The organism is Dyadobacter sp. SG02, assembly GCF_900109045.1.
Lineage (GTDB): Bacteria > Bacteroidota > Bacteroidia > Cytophagales > Spirosomataceae > Dyadobacter.
The window spans coordinates 345696-364705 of the sequence record NZ_FNYL01000009.1; the positions used below are offsets into that span (position 1 = coordinate 345696).

Consider the following 19010-nt stretch of genomic DNA (forward strand, 5'->3'; position numbering starts at 1 on the left):
CAACTATGAAAAAAGCACTGCTAATACTGATTACCCTGCCGCTATTCATTTCGGGCCGCCTTTTCGCGCAGCCTGTTTCGGACAACAATCAGGTCCTCAAAACGCTTAAACAAGACCATCCGCGGCTACTGCTTTTGAAAGGAGAAGAGCGTGCCCTTTTGGCCCAAATCAAAAAATACCCGCAATGGCAAACCCTGCACAAACTGATCATCGACGAATGCGACCAGCTATTGGATTCGGCCCCGGTGGAGCGTGTCAAAATCGGCAAACGCCTGCTGGATAAATCCCGGGAGTGCCTTCGGCGCGTTTTCATGCTTTCCTATGCCTACCGCACGACCGGCGATGCAAAATACCTGGCCCGGGCCGAAAAGGAGCTGCTCGCCGTCGCCGCATTCGAGGACTGGAACCCTACCCATTTTCTGGACGTGGCCGAAATGACGATGGCGGTGGCCATTGGCTACGACTGGCTGTTCGATAAATTGAGCGACCCAACGCGCACCCGCCTGCGGGAAGCGATACTGACAAAGGGCATTCAGCCTTCGATGGACAAGAACTACAACTGGTTCGTGTCGGCGGAGCATAACTGGAACCAGGTTTGTAATGCGGGCATCACATTCGGCGCACTGGCGATCGCCGAACACGAACCAGCCATCGCCGGGCAGATCGTCCAACGGGCGGTGGAAAGCGTACCAAAGGCCATGCTCCCCTCCTACAAACCCGACGGTGCGTACCCCGAAGGTTTCAGCTATTGGGGATATGGGACAAGTTTTAATGTGTTATTGATCGACGCATTGCAAAAAGCGCTGGGCACAGATTTCGGACTTTCCGGTTCCGACGGCTTTTTGAAAACCGGCTCGTTCATGCAACACCTGGTTGGCCCGACGGGCCTCGCCCACAACTGGGGCGACAGCGGCCTGAAAGAAGGCCTTACCCCTGCCCTTTTCTGGTTCGCGCAAAAGACCGGGGACCCCACGTTGCTCTGGGGGCAAAAAGCATTACTGTCGGCATCCGGCAAAATAGAAGTCAAAAACCGTATTCTACCGGCGCTCCTGATCTGGGGAATGCAAACGGAACTTTCCGCCGTACACGCGCCCGCAAGAAGATTCTGGGCCGGACAGGGGCCATCGCCCGTTGCGTTGATGCGAAGCTCCTGGGAAAAACCCGACGCGGTGTTTCTGGGCGTTAAGGCAGGCTCACCGGCAGTCAACCACGCGCATATGGACGTGGGGTCGTTTGTGATGGACGCACTCGGCGAGCGCTGGGCTATGGACTTTGGCATGCAGGATTACAACTCACTGGAATCCAAAGGCGTGGATTTATGGAACCGGTCGCAGGACTCCCAGCGGTGGCAGGTCTTCCGGCTGAACAACCTGGCGCATAACGTGCTCACATTCGATGGGCAGTTGATCAATGCAAAAGGTTTTGCAACGATCGACGGAGCTACCGAAGAAGGCCGAAACAGAATGGCGACGACCAATCTGTCGGAAATGTATGCGGGGCAAGCGAAGGCTGTGAAGCGCGGGTTGGGGATCATCGACGAGCGGTACGTGGTAGTACGCGACGAGGTCGAAGCCGGCCAGAAAGAAACCGTCATGCGCTGGAATATGCTCACAGCCGCCCAGGTACGGATTGTTGACGGAAAAACCGTGGAGCTTTCGCAAAATGGGAAAAAAATGCTTTTGATTTTCCATACGCAAACTCCGATCAGCATTAAGACCTGGCCTACGACACCCGAACATGATTACGATGCACCCAATCCCGGAACAACATTCGTGGGTTTCGAAGCAAAGCTGCCCGCAGGCAGCCGCCATACTTTCACCACGTACTTATCCGAATCAGGCGATGTAGCTCCCGTAAAACCATTGGCAGACTGGCCGGTGAAGCCGTTGAAATAAAATAGGTGCGGACTGGTCAGAAGTCACCTTGTCGGCAAATACACTTCAAGCCTGCCTGAATTGGCCGCTCCGATGACCAAGGTCTTCCCTTTTCCCGTCCGCAGTGCGACCAAAGCGCGGTTATCGCCACGCAATGCGATACCGCTTGCGGCAGGGGGCACGGGCGAGAAGTTGCCTTTGCCGTCTCCTTTGAGGCATAATCCGTACAAAGCATCGAACCTCCCGATAGCGGCGTCGGGCGTGTAGGCATTGCCTGAAAGAATGAGATCAAAATGGCCATCCGCATCAAAATCCACAGGCAGTATCCCGCGAACGGGCGCAAACTGGGCCTGCACGGATAAAGGTTTCATCCCGAACTTGCCTTTGCCCAGGTTTTCGATGCAAGCGGAGGAAAAATAGCTGCTTTGGAGGACCGATGCCCGATGTAGCAGATCGGCCGGGACGACGTCTTCGACGGTCGCTTTGGCATATTCGTCATACAAGAAGAACCGCTTACCCAGGCGCGGCATCTGGCGGAGAAGTGCGTCGCGCGAAGGCCAGGGATAATTTTTACCCTGAATATACCAGGATAACAGCGACTGGTGCAGGCCGCTTCCGTCGAGATTGCCGCTGTAAATGGTCAGCGGTTCTTTCGGCGAGGTTTGAAAGGGCGTATTGGTACCCAGGTTTCCCAGAATATAATCGGTATCGCCGTCGTGATCCAGATCCGCCGCCGCCATGCTGCTCCACCAGCCCGATGTTTCGCCCAATCCAGTCGATGCCGTAACGTTGACCAACCGGTTGCCATTGTTTTTGAAGAACATCACGGGCATCCATTCGCCTGTCACCAGTAAGTCGGTCAAACCGTCCTGGTCGAAATCCGTCCATAATGCGGAGGTAACCATCCCCGCATTTTTCAACCCGGGGCATATCCCGGCCGTCACATTGGTAAATTTGCCCCTGTCGTTGCGCAGAATATAGCTTTCAGGTGCAACGGGGTATTTTCCCGGCACCAGCCGTCCGCCTACAAAAAGGTCGAGGTCGCCGTCACGGTCGAAATCGGCTGCGGTTACGCAGGATTTGCTTGCGCGCACAGGCGGCAGGGCTGCGGCGTCCCTCGTGAAGTTTCCCTTGCCATCGTTTTTATAGAGCCGGTCCTGGTAAAGCACCGAACCAGCCTCGAACTCGCTGCCACCGCTGGCGACGTAAAGATCCTGATCGCCGTCGTTGTCGGAGTCGAAAAGGATGCTGCCCGCATCTTCGCATTCCTTGTCCAGGGCTAATTCGCGGCGCCGGAAGCGGCCATCGGGTTGTTGCAAATAGTATACGCCGGGAAATCCGGCGGCGCCACCGATAAACAGGTCCTCATGCCCGTCGCCGTTCATATCGCCTGTGGCCATCGACGGCCCGATGGCCGAATAATTTTGCGGCATCAATACCTGGGTGGCCAGGTCGGAATAGTTGTTTTCGGTATGGGTAAAATCAAGTCCGTGAGCGTGGGCTACTTCTTCAAAAAGCGGCTTTCCCGTACGTGCGCGTGCCTGCGGAGGGGCAATCGCATTTTTTTGATTCACAACTATCCGACGATTCGCAGTCACATTCAGCATTTGTTGCATCCGCCCGTCCGGCCAGCGTATTTCCAGCGTATCCACCTGCCGCACATCGCCCAGACCGAAATGGACCGCATTACCCACGCTCGATTGATATCCGCGATACAAGGTATGCTCATAAAACTGCATTTGCCCCCGGTAGCGCAGCGTGATCTTCGCGCCGAGCGCAAGACTGTTCAACGCATCGCCTTTCAACGACAGTTGCAGCCAATTGTTCTTGCTCAATGCCTGCGATTCGTTTCGGTACACAAATGCTTTTTCATTTACATTGTTCACCACCAGATCCAGGTCGCCGTCATTATCCAGGTCCGCGAACGACGCACCGTTGGAATAGGAAGGCTGATCGATGCCCCAGTCCAGCGCGTGCTTGAAAGTCAGGTCGCGGTTGTTGCGGAAAATGTAGTTCGGCACCTTCACACCTTTGAGATTTTCCATCAGTTTCAGCAATGCCTTGTTAGCATTATCCTTTTCCTCGAACATCGTGGTATGCTGGCTGTATTTGATAAAATCCTTGTCGGTCATGTCTTTCAAATGGCCGTTGCTGATGAAAAGGTCGCGGTAGCCGTCGTTATCGAAGTCGGCGAAAAGCGGGCTCCAACTCCAATCGGTCTTATCGATACCGGCCAGTTGCCCGATCTCGCTGAAATGGCCGTCCCCATTGTTCAATTGCAGCGTGTTGCGCATATATTGCGGCTGGTAACCCATTTGGAGCATGAAATCGAATTTTTCATTAGACATTCCCGCCGCCATAATCTTCTGCCGGTAGTTGTCTTCGGGCAGCATATCGAGCACCACAATGTCCTGTAAACCATCATTATTGTAATCCGAAACGTCCACGCCCATCGCGTTGTAGCTCTGGTGTTTCAGGTATTCGCCGATGCGGTTCGTGAAAGTGCCGTCGTGGTTGTTGATATACAGCAGATCATTACTTAAAAAGTCGTTCGCAACGTAAATATCCGGCCAGCCATCGGCATTCAGGTCGTTGACGGCCACGCCCAGCCCGTAACCTTCGGTGAGGATGCCGGCTTGGGCGGAGACATTTTTGAAAACCGGATGTCCGTTTGGCCCATTGCCCTCATTTCGGAATAGCTTGTCGGTATTAGCGGCCTCGCCGTGCATCCTCACCGGCATGAGGTTGTTGACGGCCCTGGGCGAATGATCGTGGGTGAGCAGGTATGCATCCAGGTCGCCGTCCTTATCGTAATCGAAGAATGCGGCCTGGGTGGTGTAGCCCGTATCTGCGAGCCCATAATCTCCGGCCGATTCGCTGAATGTATTGTTTCCCTGATTGATAAACAGCAGGTTGGCGCGTTCGGCCGGATCGGGGCTTCCGGCGCGGCTGACGTAAATGTCAAGTAACCCGTCCCCATTCAAATCGACCATAGAAACACCTGTACACCAGCCTTTTGTATTAACTCCTGCCTTATCCGTAATGTCCTCAAACTGCATATTCCCTTTGTTGAGATATAATTTCGAAGACACCATATTGCCCGAGAAGAACACGTCCGTCAGGCCGTCGTTGTTGATATCGCCAAGTCCTGCTCCGCCCCCGTTATAGAAGTACATGTATTTCAAAATGTTGAGGGAATCCGTCTGCCGGATGTCGTTCGAGAACCCGATGCCCGTATCCTCCGGGGCGAGCAAGCTGAAAAGCGGCCTGGATTCTTCGCGGCGACAGGCTGTTAACAGGAGTAATAGCAGAAAACAAGGCAGGCAAAATCCTTTCATGGCATCGGAAGCGTCATTAAGTTAATCGATTTAGCAAAAGTTCACAACAATGATTTTCTACCCCAAAACACTCATGAAAACATCAGGAAAGCTGGTTTTCCAGTTCTTCGAGCGGAACGCCACGGGTTTCGGGCATCAGGAAAACCACAAACAACCATTGAAGCACCATCAATGAAGCGAAACCGGCGAATATCGTCCAGGTTTCAAACCGGCTGATCATTACCGGGCCCATCAGGGTAGTCAGCCCGGCGAAGACGTTCAGCATACCCGCGCCCCAGGCCTGCCCGAATGCCCGCACGCGTGTAGGAAAGATTTCGGCCATAAAAACCCATATCACCGCGCCCTGCCCTATCGCATGGGAAAAGATGAAGCCCAACATGAAAACCAGGATCACGTACGCAGGCCAGCCCGCGTAGAATGCGACCGCCATCATTCCCAAATTCCAGACATACCCCGCAGAACCGGCATACATCAACTGTTTCCTGCCTGCCCTGTCGATAAAATACATGCCGACGCAGGTAGCCGCCAGGTTTACTATACCGATCGAAACCCCGCCGAGCAGCGATTGCGAAGTGCCCAAACCGGCCTGTTCCAAAACCTGCGGCCCATAGAAAAGGACGAAGCTGATCCCCGAGAACTGGTTAAAAAACACCATTAAAAAAGTTATCAATAATAGATTTTTGTATTTGCTTGAAAATAAACCACTTGCAGCGGTGATCGGGCTCCGGACAATCCCGGAATGCATCCGCCAGCGCGGGCTTTCCGGAATGCTTGTAGCCAGCAAGGCATAAACCAGGGCAACCACTCCTGTCGCACCCGCCATCAGCCGCCAGCCGCCCGAACCTCCCACCCCGGCGAGCAGGTAATTGGAAATATAGGCGATCAGAATACCCGCAACGAGGTTGACCTGAAACAAAATACCCAACCTGCCGCGGTCTTTCGCATGGCTGACTTCCGCAATGTAAGTCGGGGCGGCGATGGAGCCGATGCCCGAAGCGAGCCCGCCGATAAACCGGAAAGCAGAAAACTGGTACGGCGATTCCGCCAGCGCAGTACCCAGCGAAGCGGTGATGAACAATATACCCGTAAGCAGTAATGTTTTTTTCCTGCCCAGCCGTTCCGTGGGGTACCCGCCTGCGAGCGCGCCGGCTACCGAGCCCCATAAGGCGATGGAAACAATGAAGGCGCCATGAAACCAGTCGGACATGCCCCAAAGCTGTCTCACAGGCAGGTTAATACCCGAAATGACGATGGAATCGAAGCCCGAGAGAAAACCGGTCAGCGATACGGTCAGTGCGTTGCGAAAAACGCGGCTGTCCGTTTGCAATGTCCCGTTTGCGGCGTTTCTTTCCATGATTTAATTAGGATGAGCCCCTGACGATCAACGTAGTAGGCAGCGTAATCACCTCGCCCGGCTTTGGTTCCAATGCGGGATTCTGCAATTTCGCCATCAAAGTATCGATGGCCGTCTGCGCAATGGCCTCGATCGGTTGGGCCACGACCGTAATGCCCGGCCGGTGTATGCGGAACAGGTCATGGTCGTCGAACGAAACCATGGCAATATCGTCGGGAATTTTCAAACCCATCTGATTGATCACTTCCAGTCCGGCAATGCCCAGGTAGTTGGTACCGAACACGACGGCGTCGACCGCTGGATTGTTGCGCAGGATTTCGCCGATGTCCTGCAAATAATCCTCGTAGCCGCCTTTGAAAGGCATCGCATATACATGCGCAGGCAGTCCGTGGTCGGCAATGGCATTTTTGAAACCGATGATACGGTCCTCCTTTTCCGGGTCTTCCAATGCGAGCGCTATCAATGCGATGTTTTTCGCGCCGCGGGCAACCAGGTGCTGCACCGCCTGGTACATCCCTCCCTGGTTATCGACCATCACGGCATCCGTCCCGTCGTTTCCAAAAAAACGGTCGAAAAGCACGACATTCTTGCCTTTTTCGAGCATATCGCGGATATCCTGCTCCATACCCTGCGTTGGCGCGATGATGCAGCCGTCGACGCTCAGGGTATTGAACATCGTCAGGAACTCCTTCCCGCGCGTGAGGTCGTTTTCGGTGCTGCAATACACGATTTTATAGCCATTCTGGTAGACTTTCTCTTCGATCAGCTTGGCAATGCTGGCGTAAAACGGGTTGGAAATGTCCTCCACCATCAGGCCGATAATGTTCGTCCGCCCCGTACGCAGGCTTTGGGCGAACTGGTTGGGCCGGTACCCGAGCTTGGCGGCTTCCGCCATCACCTTTTCGACCACCGAATCACTGATCCGCTTTTCCTTCGCTTTGCCATTGAGTATGAATGATACGGTCGTCTTTGAAACGTTGAGCTTCCGGGCGAGGTCGCTCATCGATGGTTTCGGATCTGCCATTAGTTAAGTTTGAGAATGCGCGTCGCGCATGAAAGTTTGCAGCTGTTCAGCCTTCGAAAATACATAAAAAGCCGATACTACCGCTTTTTGCCCTCATTGCGCCGGAGCGGGTTCAGGCCAATCGTCGCTGCGGAAAGCCCGTGCCGGCAGACCGTCCCTGTTTTGCAGGTTGGTCACCGGGAAATTGGTAAATGCATACCTGACCGCCACCGGCCGCTTCACTTTCGGGGCCGTCAGCACAATGCGGTTGCCGTCGATCCTGGCGTTGGCGGGATAGAACTTTTTATCAGTCCCGGCCACGAAAAAGTGCTCCGGTGATTTTCCATTGTTGGTTTCCAAACCATTACGCACGGTTTCCGGCCGAAAATGTACCTGCACTTCTTTGTCGCCATATTCGGCGTAATCGAATTCCGGGCCCTTGTAGGCAACATCCAACATTCCGTACGTCCGGTTCAACGCGGTTTTGGCGAGGCGTATGCCGATCGGTTTCTTGTTTTTCGGGTGCAGGTCTTTGGACTCTCCAACGTCCATCGTCACGACCATTTCCGTGTTGTCCAGCCCGCTCACGCGCTCCTGCGCTTCCCTGAAAAATGCGTAGTCGGCCAGCGTCGAGTCGCCCTTGTCGTACCAGAACGGGGCTACCTGTACGTAATAAAACGGAAGGTTCCCCTGCCCGAACCGCTCGCGCCAGCTTTGGATCATCGCCTGCGTGAGCCGGGTGTAGCTTTCGCGCTCGCCGCGGTTGGATTCACCCTGGTACCAGATGAAACCTTTGACCGACAGGTTCGTGAACGGATGGATAACGGCATTGTAAAGCAAAAATGGCCGCGTCACCTTCTCGAAGGTAAACCCGCCGTCGATCTTCTCTTTCGATTTCGGGCCGTCCAGATAAGGCTTCAAATACACCCGGTTGAGTAGCGTATCGGCTGCCAGCACCTCACGCGGTACGTACGCCTGGGCCGCTGACGCGCCTATACCCGTGAACACGAGCCCGATGGGTACATTCAACCTAGCAAACAGTTCGCGCCCGAAATGGTAACCCACCGCGCTGAACGTCCGCGCCGTGGCCGGGGTGCATTCCTGCCAGCTGCCTTTGATGCTATCCAGCGGTTCGTTGCTGAAATTGAGGCCCGCATTGAAAAGGCGGATCTGCGGGTAAGCCGCCGCAGGTACTTCCTTCGCCGAATCCAGCGTTTCGTGGAGTTTGAACTGCATATTCGATTGCCCGCTGCAAATCCAGGTTTCGCCGATCAGCAGATTGTCGAGTACCTGCTTTTCGCTACCGCTGGAAACAGTGATCCGATGTTTGGAAAAATCACCTTTTCGCGCTGTCGGAACAGCGATAATGCCTGAAAACCGGCTTTCGGCGTCCGCAGTTACCTGAATGGGCGCCTGCATCCAGTCGGCCTGAATGGACAACGCTGTCCCGGCAGGCGCGTGGCCCCATACTTTAAAGGGCTGATTTTGCTGGACTACCATATTGCTTTGCAAAACCGGGCTCAGCCGGAGGTTCTGCGCACGGGCAGCCGTAGCAAAAACAACGGTCCAGAGCAGGACGATAATGATTTTGGATTTAAGCATAGTCAGGTTATTATTTTGTAAATCAATGCGTAACAAAATCTTTCAAACGAATTGTCCGGATTCCGAATCTTGGCATGGCTATATTTAAAACCGCATTTCCATTCCGATCGCGCACGGCAACTTGCTCCTTCACAGTGCCATTCAACTCCGCTATTGCGGCCGAACCGGCTTTGCCGCCCAGCACCACTTCCCGCGACCGCGCATCACCTTCGGCATTAAAAAGCCGGACCAGCAGATCATTACCGTCGATCAGCGTCGCCGTAACCTGGTAACCCGTGCCCGTCACGTCGACGAGCGACTTCTCTGCCTCTTTCAAAGGACTTTCCGTAAGCGATGCTATCGCCGGCTCGTTCCAACCCAATGCTTCGCCTGAAATCCCCGCTTTGTCCCACTTGCCCCCGTGCGGTACAAGTGCGTAACGCATGGTGGTAGGCCCTGTTAATGTGTGGTTCCGGCCCCAGAGGCCCGCGCCCGAGTACTGGACGTTCAGGCCGAGCGGGAAGTTTTCGCCGTGGGCATAGCTTGTGGTCTGGTCGGAAAGCAATGCGAGGCCGATATTGTTTTGGGCATCATACAAATCCACCCAACTCACCATCAGGTTATGCTTAATGCTGTCCCAGCGGCTGAAAAACGTATTTTCCAGCTTACTCTCCGTCACGTCGAACGGCGCGTCCTTGTAGATTTTTGGGGATTGAAAGTTCACCGGGAACAATGCGAGGAGCTTCTGGCTGTCGTCGTAAAAGGGCTTATGGTAATCTTTGGGATCCAGTTTCTCGTGTTGCTTGTAGTCGCTGCCGATGCCGATATTGGCCTTCCAGTCGATTTGAAGGCTGCATTCGATCTTTCGGTCGCCTTGTTTGAGGGTAATTGTTTGGGTATAAGGGTTCGAAAGCAGCTCGCCCTTCATCTCGGCTTTGACCACCAGCGGACCATTTTCGACGATACGCAGGCTTACAGGTTGCTCTGCCGTCGAATGGAAGCCGCCATTATCGAAAAAATTCCCCCGCAGCTCATTAAAGGAAGGTTCGCTTTTCGCATCGACAAACTCCCTGTTACCCATGGTTTTAACCACCAGACTTTTGATACTGCCTCCCTTGGATTTGTTCAAAACCAGTTTGTAATGGTCGGTTTCCATCACCACATCGCCGGACGCCGTAACAGATGCCTTCGCCCCTGCCGTTTTCAGCGGTTTTTTCTGTACTAATTTATATTGATTAAAACCCATTGCCGGTATCGTTGCCTTGAAATACAAGACGCTCGTACCTGCCTCCGCGGCCGCCTGAACGGGTACCGGCTTGTTCTTCGAGTCGACAATGCTGAGTGCCTGCGGATCGGTTCCCGCAGGCAAACGCAAAGCAACGTGTTCGGTTTTAGAATTCCCTGTTGTGTTAAAAACGTGGACGACCGCGTGCGCTAAATCGGCCCCGGCTGTTCCGGCGGTTGCCGAAATGATCCGGTCGCTGATCCGGTTCGTGGTATCGGTCCACACCACCACCTTGTCGGCCCAGGTGTTACGTGGTTTGCCATTGTACGGCACGATCCAGCAGTCGTGGTGCTGCGAAAGCATGAGCGTCCGCCAGGCTTCGTCGATAGCCGCCTGCGGCCAGGGCGCATTGCGGTACAGCTTGTTCAAAGTGGCCATCTTCTCGGCCATTACGATCTTGTTCTCCGATATCCGCACCTGCTGCGCAATCTTTTGCAGCACCTGCGAGCCCCATACGAGGCTTACCTGCATGTCTTCCTGCGAGAAATGCCAGTCCTGCCCGCTTTTCCCAATGGACGCGTTGGCAAAATAGTCCCGCCAGGTTTTGTATTCGGTCGGTTGGTAACCCCGGTCGCCGTTGCCGATCCAGGGACCGTTTTTCCAGCCTGCGTCCTGCAAGGTCATCGCTACGGGGTTCTTAATGCCCGATTTCAGTGCGTCGTTAATGTACTTCGGCGAGTTGGTCCAGCCTTCGGTTTGCCAGGTGGAGTTCGGTTCGAGGCCTTCGCTGCCGTAGCGCGGCACGGTGGTAATGCGCGAGCCGTCGGGCCCTACCCAGTTCACCAGCTCCCCGCCAAATGCCCGCGTGTACCCGCCCCAGCAGGTATTCGGGTTTTTCAGAGAGGCATATTTGTAGCCGAATGAGTTCAAAATCTGTGGCAATGCGCTGGTAAAACACGGTTCCTCCGATGAATAGGTCGTAAAAACCGCCGTAGGAAAGTAGGTTTTCAACTTTCTCATACCATAATCGAAATGCCGGATAATGCTCTCGCCGGAAACATTATACAAATAGCTCTGCCCGTAAGCCGGGCTCACATATTCGACGCGCCCGGCCATCGACTGGTCGGCAAACAGCTGCTGAAATTCCGCCAGCGCCTCCGGCTCCCGTACCTTCACGGAATCCCAGGTTTCGGGTTCTATTTCCAGGTTAATTTTCCAGAACGGGTTCTTTTTAAGCTGATCTACAACAAATTGCGTGTAACCAACGGGATAATGCCCGTACACGCCGCCATGGTAGCCATCGATGAAATAGGCTTTCTGTGCCTGCGTTGCAACACCGCAAAATGCCAGCGGAACGGCCAGAATGAGTGGGTTTAGGAATGCGTACTTTTTCAAAATTTCAAGGTTAAGGTTCAGGTATTATTTACCGAATTCCTGATTCGGTTTTGGCCCCATTGTCAGTTCCAGCGTGCCGCCTGCGGCGATGTCGCTGTAATCGATGAAGCATTGGTTATGGGGTTTGCCATTGAGCTTCGCGCTCTGGATGTACACGTTGGCAGGTGAATTACCATGCGCGATGATCGTGAATTCCTTGCCTTTGGCATAAGTCGGATCGAGGCGAAGGGTCACTTTTTCAAAAACAGGGCTCGTGATCTCGAACCGGTTCTTGCCCGGACAAACCTGGTAAAGCCCGCCCGCCGCCAGCACATACCAGGCCGACATTTGTCCTACATCCTCATTACCCACAAGCCCTTCCACCGAGTTGTGGTAAGCGCGGCGACAGATTTCCCGCGTCCATTTCTGCGTCAGCCACGGCTTGCCTACCTGGTTGAACAGGAACGGCACGTGATGCACCGGCTCGTTGGCGTGGTTGTAATAGTCGTTCCACATCATGTTTTCGGGGACTTTTTCAAAAAATACCGACAGGTCCGACGCGACTTTCTCGTTGCCGCCCATTAATGCCACCATACCTTCGACGTCTTGCGGTACGAACCAGCCCTGCTGATACGCATTGCTTTCGATACTGCCATACCATTGTTTCAAACGGCCCTCGTTCGGCCATGGCTGCCATTTACCGTCCTTGTCTTTCGGGCGGAACCAGCCTTTTGTCGAGTCGAAAATGTTGCGATAGCTCTGTCCGCGCTTTTCAAAAATTGCCGCCACATCGTCTTTGCCCAGTGATTTGGCAAGCGATGCGGTGCACCATTCGGTATAGGCGTATTCCAATGTGTTGGATATTCCAAACGGCTCCACGGTATAGCCGCGCTCGCCATTACCGAACTGGTTGCTGGTCTGCACGGCATATCGCAATGCTTTTTCCTTGTCGAAACGGGCAATACCTTTCGCATTGGCGTCGGCTATGACGGATATTGCCGGATTACCGATCATGCAGCCACTGTACGCATTCAGCATTTCCCAGCGTTCAAGGTAGGTTTTCTGCTTTTCGTCGGCCAGCGAGAGCAACGAGTTCACCATATCGTTCACCAGCCGCGGGTTGATCAGCGATTGCAATGGAAACTGGCTTCGGAACACGTCCCAGCCACTGAAAATCGTGCGGCGGGTATATTCCTGCGACTGATGCAACTTGCCGTCGCCGCCCGTGAAGCTGCCGTCCACATCGGCAAACAGGCGCGGGTCGATCATCGTGTGGTATAATGCCGTGTAGAAAATACGCTTGTCGTCGTCGCTGCCGCCGGAAACGGCCATTTTGCCCAATGCATTGTTCCAAAGATCGACAGCCTGTTTATGAAGCCCGTCGAAATCCCAGCCGGTAATTTCCTTTTGCAGGTTTTTCTCGGCCCCCTCCATGCTCACGAACGAAATGCCGGATTTGAACAGCACCTCGTCGCCCTTTTGTGTGTCATACTCCGCGAATACACCCAAATGGTCGCCTTGCAGCTCGGTAATGGAGTCCATAACCGCCGCTTGGGCTACGCGTTCCTGGTAGCGGTCGCTTTCAATTTCCTCGCGTTTGCGTTTCCAGTCTTTCGGAATGTCGGCTTTCCAGGCACCGAGCTTTTTGAATGGCTTGCTGAATTGGGCATAAAAATAAACGGTGTACCGGGCCTGCCCGTCGCCATTGCCCCATCCGCCGCCCTCGGGGGTGCATTCCATCCATCCTTTGATCGTGTGGTCGTCGACCACCTTTATATACTGGCGCGTGGACGTGCCCCCTACCCTGCGCGCAAGGTCGATCTGCACGCGCGACTGCTTGTTTTCGGGAAATGTGAACCGCAGCATGCCGCTGTGCGGCGCGGCGGTCATCTCGGCGCGGATACCATAATCGGTCAAAGTGGCGGCGTAATAGCCCGCGGAGGCTTTTTCATCTTCTTTGGAATACTTCGAACGGTAACCGCTCCCTGCCCCTTCTTTTCCCCGCGCGGTATGCAGCGGGCCGGTGGTGGGCGTCACGAGCAGGTTACCCAGGTCGCCATACCAGCCTATGCCGCTCATTTGGGTAAATGCGAAGCCCTCGATGGATGTGTGCTCATAACTGTAACCCGAACCATTGTCGCCGCCTGTAATGGTATTGGGGCTCACCTGCACGAGGCCGTAAGGCGTGGTCGCGCCCGGGAAGGTCTTGCCCAGGCCATGGTACGTCCCGGCTTTGCCGGTGCTGGTGCTCGCGCCGATAAACGGGTTCACATATTCGGCGGGAGGACGCTCCTGCTTTTCCTGTGTCTGAGCATTGTTGCGATCTGCCCCGCAGGCAGAGAAAAGACCGAGCGCTGCCGCAAGGGCGATAATACGATACATCATGTTATATTAACCTTAAAATACCGGGACGCGGATCATCCACGCCCCGTATAAGCAAGAGGAAACAAATATTCGATCAATAGCCCGGGTTCTGCGGGAGCTTCTGGTTCACGTCCCTTTCGCGCTGCGGGAGCGGGAAAAGTTCGTAAATAGGCTTTACTGTAATGGATTTGGCCTTTTGCACCTTCGCTTCCAACGTCCCGGTCCGCACGAGATCGTACCAGCGGTGCCCTTCCGCCACAAATTCCTTCCGCCGCTGATCCAGGATCTCCTCTTTTAAAGCAGTTCCGCCCGCCAGATTAACCTCCGCGAGGTTCGCTCTTTTTCGTACCAGGTTCACATACTGGTTGGCGACGGCCGTATTTCCGATCTCCGCCTGCGCTTCCGCGTACGTGAGCAGGACGTCGGAATAGCGGATCACAGGGAAATCCTGCTGCGAGTCGCCCGCGTAGGGTTCCGCCGTTCTGTCCCAATACTTCTGAATATAAATGTCTTTCAGCTTGATGGTCGTGCCTTTGTCGTTCACGAACTCGGTCAGGAAAGTGACCTTTTTGCGCTCGTCCTGCTCGGAGAAAGAATCGTACAAATCCTTCGTAGCCGCCTGCCAGCCCTGGGTGTTACGGATACCGGCAATTTCCTTCGAAAGCTCCGGCGGAAGCAACCGAACGTTGAACTGCCCGAACTCCCAGAAGGAAATACTGCCCCCACCGTCGCCGAAGCTTACCGAGAAAAGCGCCTCCTTGCCATTGCGGTTAGGATGTTTGAATGCGTCCGCGAAATTTTCCCACAGCGCATATTTGTTTGACTGGATCACTTCCAATGCCTTGGCGGAAGCATTCTGGAAATCTTTTCTCGTGAGATAAACTTTTGCCAGCAATGCCTTGGCCGCACCGCTGGTGGCCCGGCCTTCCTGGATTTCTCCGTCCAAAGGCAATGCCTCAGCCGCCTGCAAATCACTGATAATCTGTGTATAAATCGCATTCACATCCGAAACCTCGGGATTCAGCGGTTCATCCTCCTTGATCAGCAAAGGCACGTTTCCGAACATCCGTACCAGGTTGAAATAGGCCAGTGCCCGCAGGAACTTCGCCTCATTCACCAACCTGCTTTTCAAAGTTTCGTCCATATTGATCGGCGGGATGCGCTCGATCGCGATGTTCGCCAGTGTGATGGTTTTATAATGAATGCGCCAAAGGGTACTCACGCTCCCGTTCTCCGCATTCCACGAAAAAGTCGCCAGCTGGTCGTTGGCAATGGCACCTTCCTGCTTGTTGATCATCTCGTCGGAAGCCAGCCCGGCGGCAATCCATGTGGTACTGTGGTAAATGCCCTCCGGCCCCGACGAGGTGGAACCGAGGTTGGAATAAACCGAATTGACAGCAGCCGTGGCGTCTTCCGCCGTCTGGTAAAACCGGTCTTGGGCAATGCGGTCCTGCGGGTCCTCTTTCAGGAAACCTTCGCAGGCGGTGAGGCAGAAAAACGCCGTCGCGAGTACCAGTCCGGATGTTTGGATGTATTTAAATCTTTTCATTGCATTCAGGGTAAATCGTATGGAAACTAGAATCCGAAATTGAGGCCCACGGTGTAAGTTTTGGCCTGTGGGTAACTGCCGAAATCGACACCCACGATGTTGGTGGTGTTACCGTAAGCATTGCCTTCCGGATCATAACCGCTGTAATTCGTGACAGTCCAGAGGTTGGTCGCGCTTACGTACAGGCGCGCACTGGCCAGCCCGAGCTTTTTGAGCACCGGCGCAGCGAAGTTGTAGCCTAATGTGATGTTTTTCAAACGCAGGTAGGAAGCGTCCTCGATGAAGCGGGATGAAAACACATTATCGTTCGCTGTCGCCAGGGCGCGGGCGTATCGGTTGCTGTGGTTCTGCGGCGTCCAGCGGCCCAGGCCCGCTTCGGCCAGTACATTCTGTTTGCCGTTGACATTCGCGAGGTCGCCCAGGTTCTGGTTCACCATCTGGTTACCCTGCGAGCCCTGGAAGAACAGCGATAACGTGACGTTCTTAAATGTGACGCTGTTGTTCAGGCCCCAGGTAAAATCCGGCTGTGCGGAGCCGATGATCGTGCGGTCGAAATCGTTGATAATGCCGTCGGGTGTGCCGTTCGGCCCGCTGATATCCTTGTATTTGCGGTCGCCGGCGGCGGGTGACTGGCCTGCAATGGCCGGGCTCTGTTTAGCCTCCTCGTCGGTCTGGTAAATACCGTCGAACACATAGCCGAAGAACGTACCGATCGGTTCGCCCTCACGAAGGATGTTACCGCCTACGCCGAGGTTCACATCCCCGTTGCGGGCGAGGTTGGTGATCTTGTTGCGGTTCACCGAAACGTTGAGCGAAGTGTTCCATTGCACTTTCCCGTCGAGGTTCACGGAGTTGATCGCCACGTCGATACCGCGGTTGCGTACATTGCCGATATTCAGCAAGGTGTTTTCAAACCCGGTGGTATAGGGAATAGGCGTGTCGAGGAGCAAATCTATCGTGTTTTTATTGTAGGCTTCAACGGTAATGTCGAGCCTTCCTTTCAGCACCGAAAGGTCGATCGCCGCATTGACCTGGTCGGTCGTTTCCCATTTGAGCGATTTGTTGGGATAGGAAACCGGCTCGCGGCCGCGGATCACTTCCTGTCCGGTGGTCGAGAAAACACCTTGTCCCAATGCTCCGATCAGCGCCAGCGAGCGGTAAGGCTGGATCGACTGGTTGCCCGTGCGGCCATAGCTCGCGCGGAATTTCAGGTCCTGGATAAAATTCACCGATTTCATGAAATTCTCTTCAGAAACCTTCCACGCAAATGCCGCCGACGGGAAGAAACCGAATTTCCGGCCTTCCGAAAACTTCGAAGAACCATCGCTGCGGCCCGTCACCGTAAACAGGTATTTGTTTTTAAAAGAGTAATTCACCCTTCCGAAATACGACAGCATGCTCCATTGCAGCTCACCGTTGGAAGTAGTCTGCGGGTTTTCGGCCGAACCGATATCGTGCCAGCCCGTACGCGAGTCCGGGAAACCGAATGCGTAGGCATTCACCGATTCATTGCGGAATTTCTGCGTTTCCAGGCCCAGCAGCACATTAAAGCTGTTATCCTTATTAATCTGTTTGGTGTAATTAAATGTATTGGTATTCAGCCAGGTCAATGCCTGCAAGGTCGTTACCGAAGCCTCGCCTTTGCTATTTTCAGTCCGTTTCAAAAAGTTGGGGCCGAATGTGTTGGATTTGGTATTCAACGCATCGATCCCGAAACTCGACCGGAACGTAAGCCCCTCGATGATCTGGTACTCCGCGAAAACCGAGCCGAGCACGCGCGAAGTGGTGGTAATAGCCTCATACTCTTTCGCTTCCGCGATCGGGTTGGCCACCGCGTCGCGCCGGTCGTGCTGGAATGTGTAGCCGCCCGGCCTCGACGGGTCGTACACCGGCAGTATCGGGTTGAACATCAATGCATTCGTCACCACACCCTGCACCACATTACCCGGACCGGTGAGCACACCGTTGGTGGACATGCGGTTGTAAGCCAGGTTGGTACCCACTTTCAGCCTTTTGCTGATGTCGGTATCCAGGTTCAGTTTAAAGGAATAGCGGTCGAAATCGGAACCTTGTACGATCCCGTTCTGCTTGAAATACCCGCCGCCCATCGCATAACGCGTTTTTTCGTTGCCTCCTGCCAGCGAAACCTGGTAATTGGCAATGGATGCCTTGCGGAAAAGCTCCTTCTGCCAGTTGGTACCTTCTCCAAAACTTGCCGGATTGGTATATACCGGCGCCAGTTTCGCATTGGTCTGCGCTTCGTTCACAAGCTCGGCAAACTGCGTCGCATTCAGCATATCGAGCGTTTTGGTGACCTGCTGGCTGCCGTAATAAGTTTCAAAATTAATGGAAGCCTTTCCTGCCTTGCCTTTACGCGTCGTAATCAGGATTACGCCGTTGGCTGCCCGCGAACCGTAAATCGCCGTCGCCGAAGCATCTTTCAGCACCTCGATCGATTCGATATCACCCGGGTTAATGGTCGAAAGCGGATTAATGGACGGCCCGCGCCCGCCTGCCGACATTTCGCCGGGGTTGTTGTTGATCAGCATCCCGTCGATGACGTACAAGGGCTCGCTGCTCGCGCTCACCGACGTGGTACCGCGTATACGTATATTCGTGCCGCCGCCCGGCACGCCGTTCGACTGCACCACCTGGACCCCCGCGGCACGCCCCTGCAAAGCCTGGTCGAATGTCGCGACCGGCACTGCTTTCAGTTCGGCGGAGGTAATGGAAGCCACCGAGCCCGTCAGGTCCGATTTTTTCACCGTTCCGTAGCCTACCACTACGACCTCGTCGAGATGCTGCTGGTCCTCCTTCATCGTCACATCGATATTCGACCGCCCATTCACCGGCACCTCTGCCGGAGTATAGCCGATATAGGAAAAAAGCAGGATGCTATTGGCTTCCGAAACTTTCAACGAATAGGTTCCGTCGACATTCGTGACGGTTCCGGTAGAGGTGTTTTTTACAATAATGTTGACACCGGGCAAAGGTTCTCCCCGGGAATCGGTCACCTTGCCGGCCACCTGCTGCTGCGCCCGGGCCGCCCCTCCAAACAGGGCAAAAGCCAGGAAAAAGAGTAAAATGCGTCTCATAAGTATAGGGTATTGGATGGTTAAGGCCGATTTTATGACTTAGTAAATCGGTTTAGCAAACAAAGTAAACCGATTTAGCACATATTGAAAAATTTTTTATGCAAATAATTATATTTTCCGGATATCGAGGGGCTTGGGATGAAGATCTGGGCATTCAACGAGTGCGCGGGAAACAGGCGTAGTTTCGATACTGATTTTACCTCAAAATCTTATTAATTTACACTGCGAAAACACCGTAAATCCTGCTTCGAAA

General features: G+C 54.2%; 9 protein-coding genes. 1 reads left to right on the forward strand and 8 read right to left on the reverse strand.

Annotated features, from left to right (window positions below; all coding sequences use genetic code 11):
• Window positions 1-5 precede the first annotated feature (5 nt).
• Entirely contained in the window at window positions 6-1895 is a 1890-nt protein-coding gene (locus BMW93_RS22180) for a heparinase II/III family protein (RefSeq protein ID WP_090381437.1), read from the forward strand.
• A gap of 23 nt (window positions 1896-1918) precedes the next feature.
• Here the strand turns inward: BMW93_RS22180 and BMW93_RS22185 are convergent, their stop codons facing one another.
• From BMW93_RS22185 to BMW93_RS22220, 8 genes are all read right to left on the reverse strand, one after another.
• The gene (locus BMW93_RS22185) at window positions 1919-5212 is read right to left on the reverse strand and encodes a VCBS repeat-containing protein (RefSeq protein WP_090381441.1); all 3294 of its coding nucleotides are present in this window, start codon (window positions 5210-5212) and stop codon (window positions 1919-1921) included.
• Window positions 5213-5294: 82 nt separating this feature from the next.
• The gene (locus BMW93_RS22190) at window positions 5295-6566 is read right to left on the reverse strand and encodes an MFS transporter (RefSeq protein ID WP_090381444.1); all 1272 of its coding nucleotides are present in this window, start codon (window positions 6564-6566) and stop codon (window positions 5295-5297) included.
• Window positions 6567-6573: 7 nt separating this feature from the next.
• Complete coding sequence (locus tag BMW93_RS22195; protein WP_090381446.1) at window positions 6574-7590, reverse strand: LacI family DNA-binding transcriptional regulator; 1017 nt, start codon at window positions 7588-7590, stop codon at window positions 6574-6576.
• 93 nt (window positions 7591-7683) lie between these two features.
• Entirely contained in the window at window positions 7684-9171 is a 1488-nt protein-coding gene (locus tag BMW93_RS22200) for a sialate O-acetylesterase (RefSeq protein WP_090381449.1), read from the reverse strand.
• Window positions 9172-9193: 22 nt separating this feature from the next.
• Window positions 9194-11770 (reverse strand): glycoside hydrolase family 38 C-terminal domain-containing protein, encoded by a 2577-nt coding sequence (locus BMW93_RS22205; RefSeq protein WP_218147725.1) that lies wholly within the window; start codon window positions 11768-11770, stop codon window positions 9194-9196.
• A gap of 24 nt (window positions 11771-11794) precedes the next feature.
• Window positions 11795-14134 (reverse strand): GH92 family glycosyl hydrolase, encoded by a 2340-nt coding sequence (locus BMW93_RS22210; RefSeq protein ID WP_218147726.1) that lies wholly within the window; start codon window positions 14132-14134, stop codon window positions 11795-11797.
• Window positions 14135-14207: 73 nt separating this feature from the next.
• Window positions 14208-15662 (reverse strand): RagB/SusD family nutrient uptake outer membrane protein, encoded by a 1455-nt coding sequence (locus BMW93_RS22215; protein ID WP_090381453.1) that lies wholly within the window; start codon window positions 15660-15662, stop codon window positions 14208-14210.
• 26 nt (window positions 15663-15688) lie between these two features.
• A complete protein-coding gene (locus BMW93_RS22220; protein ID WP_090381456.1) occupies window positions 15689-18757 on the reverse strand; it encodes a TonB-dependent receptor in 3069 nt (1022 codons plus the stop codon).
• Window positions 18758-19010: the final 253 nt, after the last annotated feature.

Excerpts from the sequence above, each read along its gene's own strand:
- BMW93_RS22185 (WP_090381441.1), bottom strand. The coding sequence starts at position 5,212 with ATGAAAGGATTTTGCCTGCCTTGTTTTCTGCTATTACTCCTGTTAACA.
- BMW93_RS22210 (WP_218147726.1), bottom strand. The coding sequence starts at position 14,134 with ATGATGTATCGTATTATCGCCCTTGCGGCAGCGCTCGGTCTTTTCTCT.
- BMW93_RS22200 (WP_090381449.1), bottom strand. The coding sequence starts at position 9,171 with ATGCTTAAATCCAAAATCATTATCGTCCTGCTCTGGACCGTTGTTTTT.
- BMW93_RS22190 (WP_090381444.1), bottom strand. The coding sequence starts at position 6,566 with ATGGAAAGAAACGCCGCAAACGGGACATTGCAAACGGACAGCCGCGTT.
- BMW93_RS22195 (WP_090381446.1), bottom strand. The coding sequence starts at position 7,590 with ATGGCAGATCCGAAACCATCGATGAGCGACCTCGCCCGGAAGCTCAAC.
- BMW93_RS22215 (WP_090381453.1), bottom strand. The coding sequence starts at position 15,662 with ATGAAAAGATTTAAATACATCCAAACATCCGGACTGGTACTCGCGACG.
- BMW93_RS22220 (WP_090381456.1), bottom strand. The coding sequence starts at position 18,757 with ATGAGACGCATTTTACTCTTTTTCCTGGCTTTTGCCCTGTTTGGAGGG.
- BMW93_RS22180 (WP_090381437.1), top strand. The coding sequence starts at position 6 with ATGAAAAAAGCACTGCTAATACTGATTACCCTGCCGCTATTCATTTCG.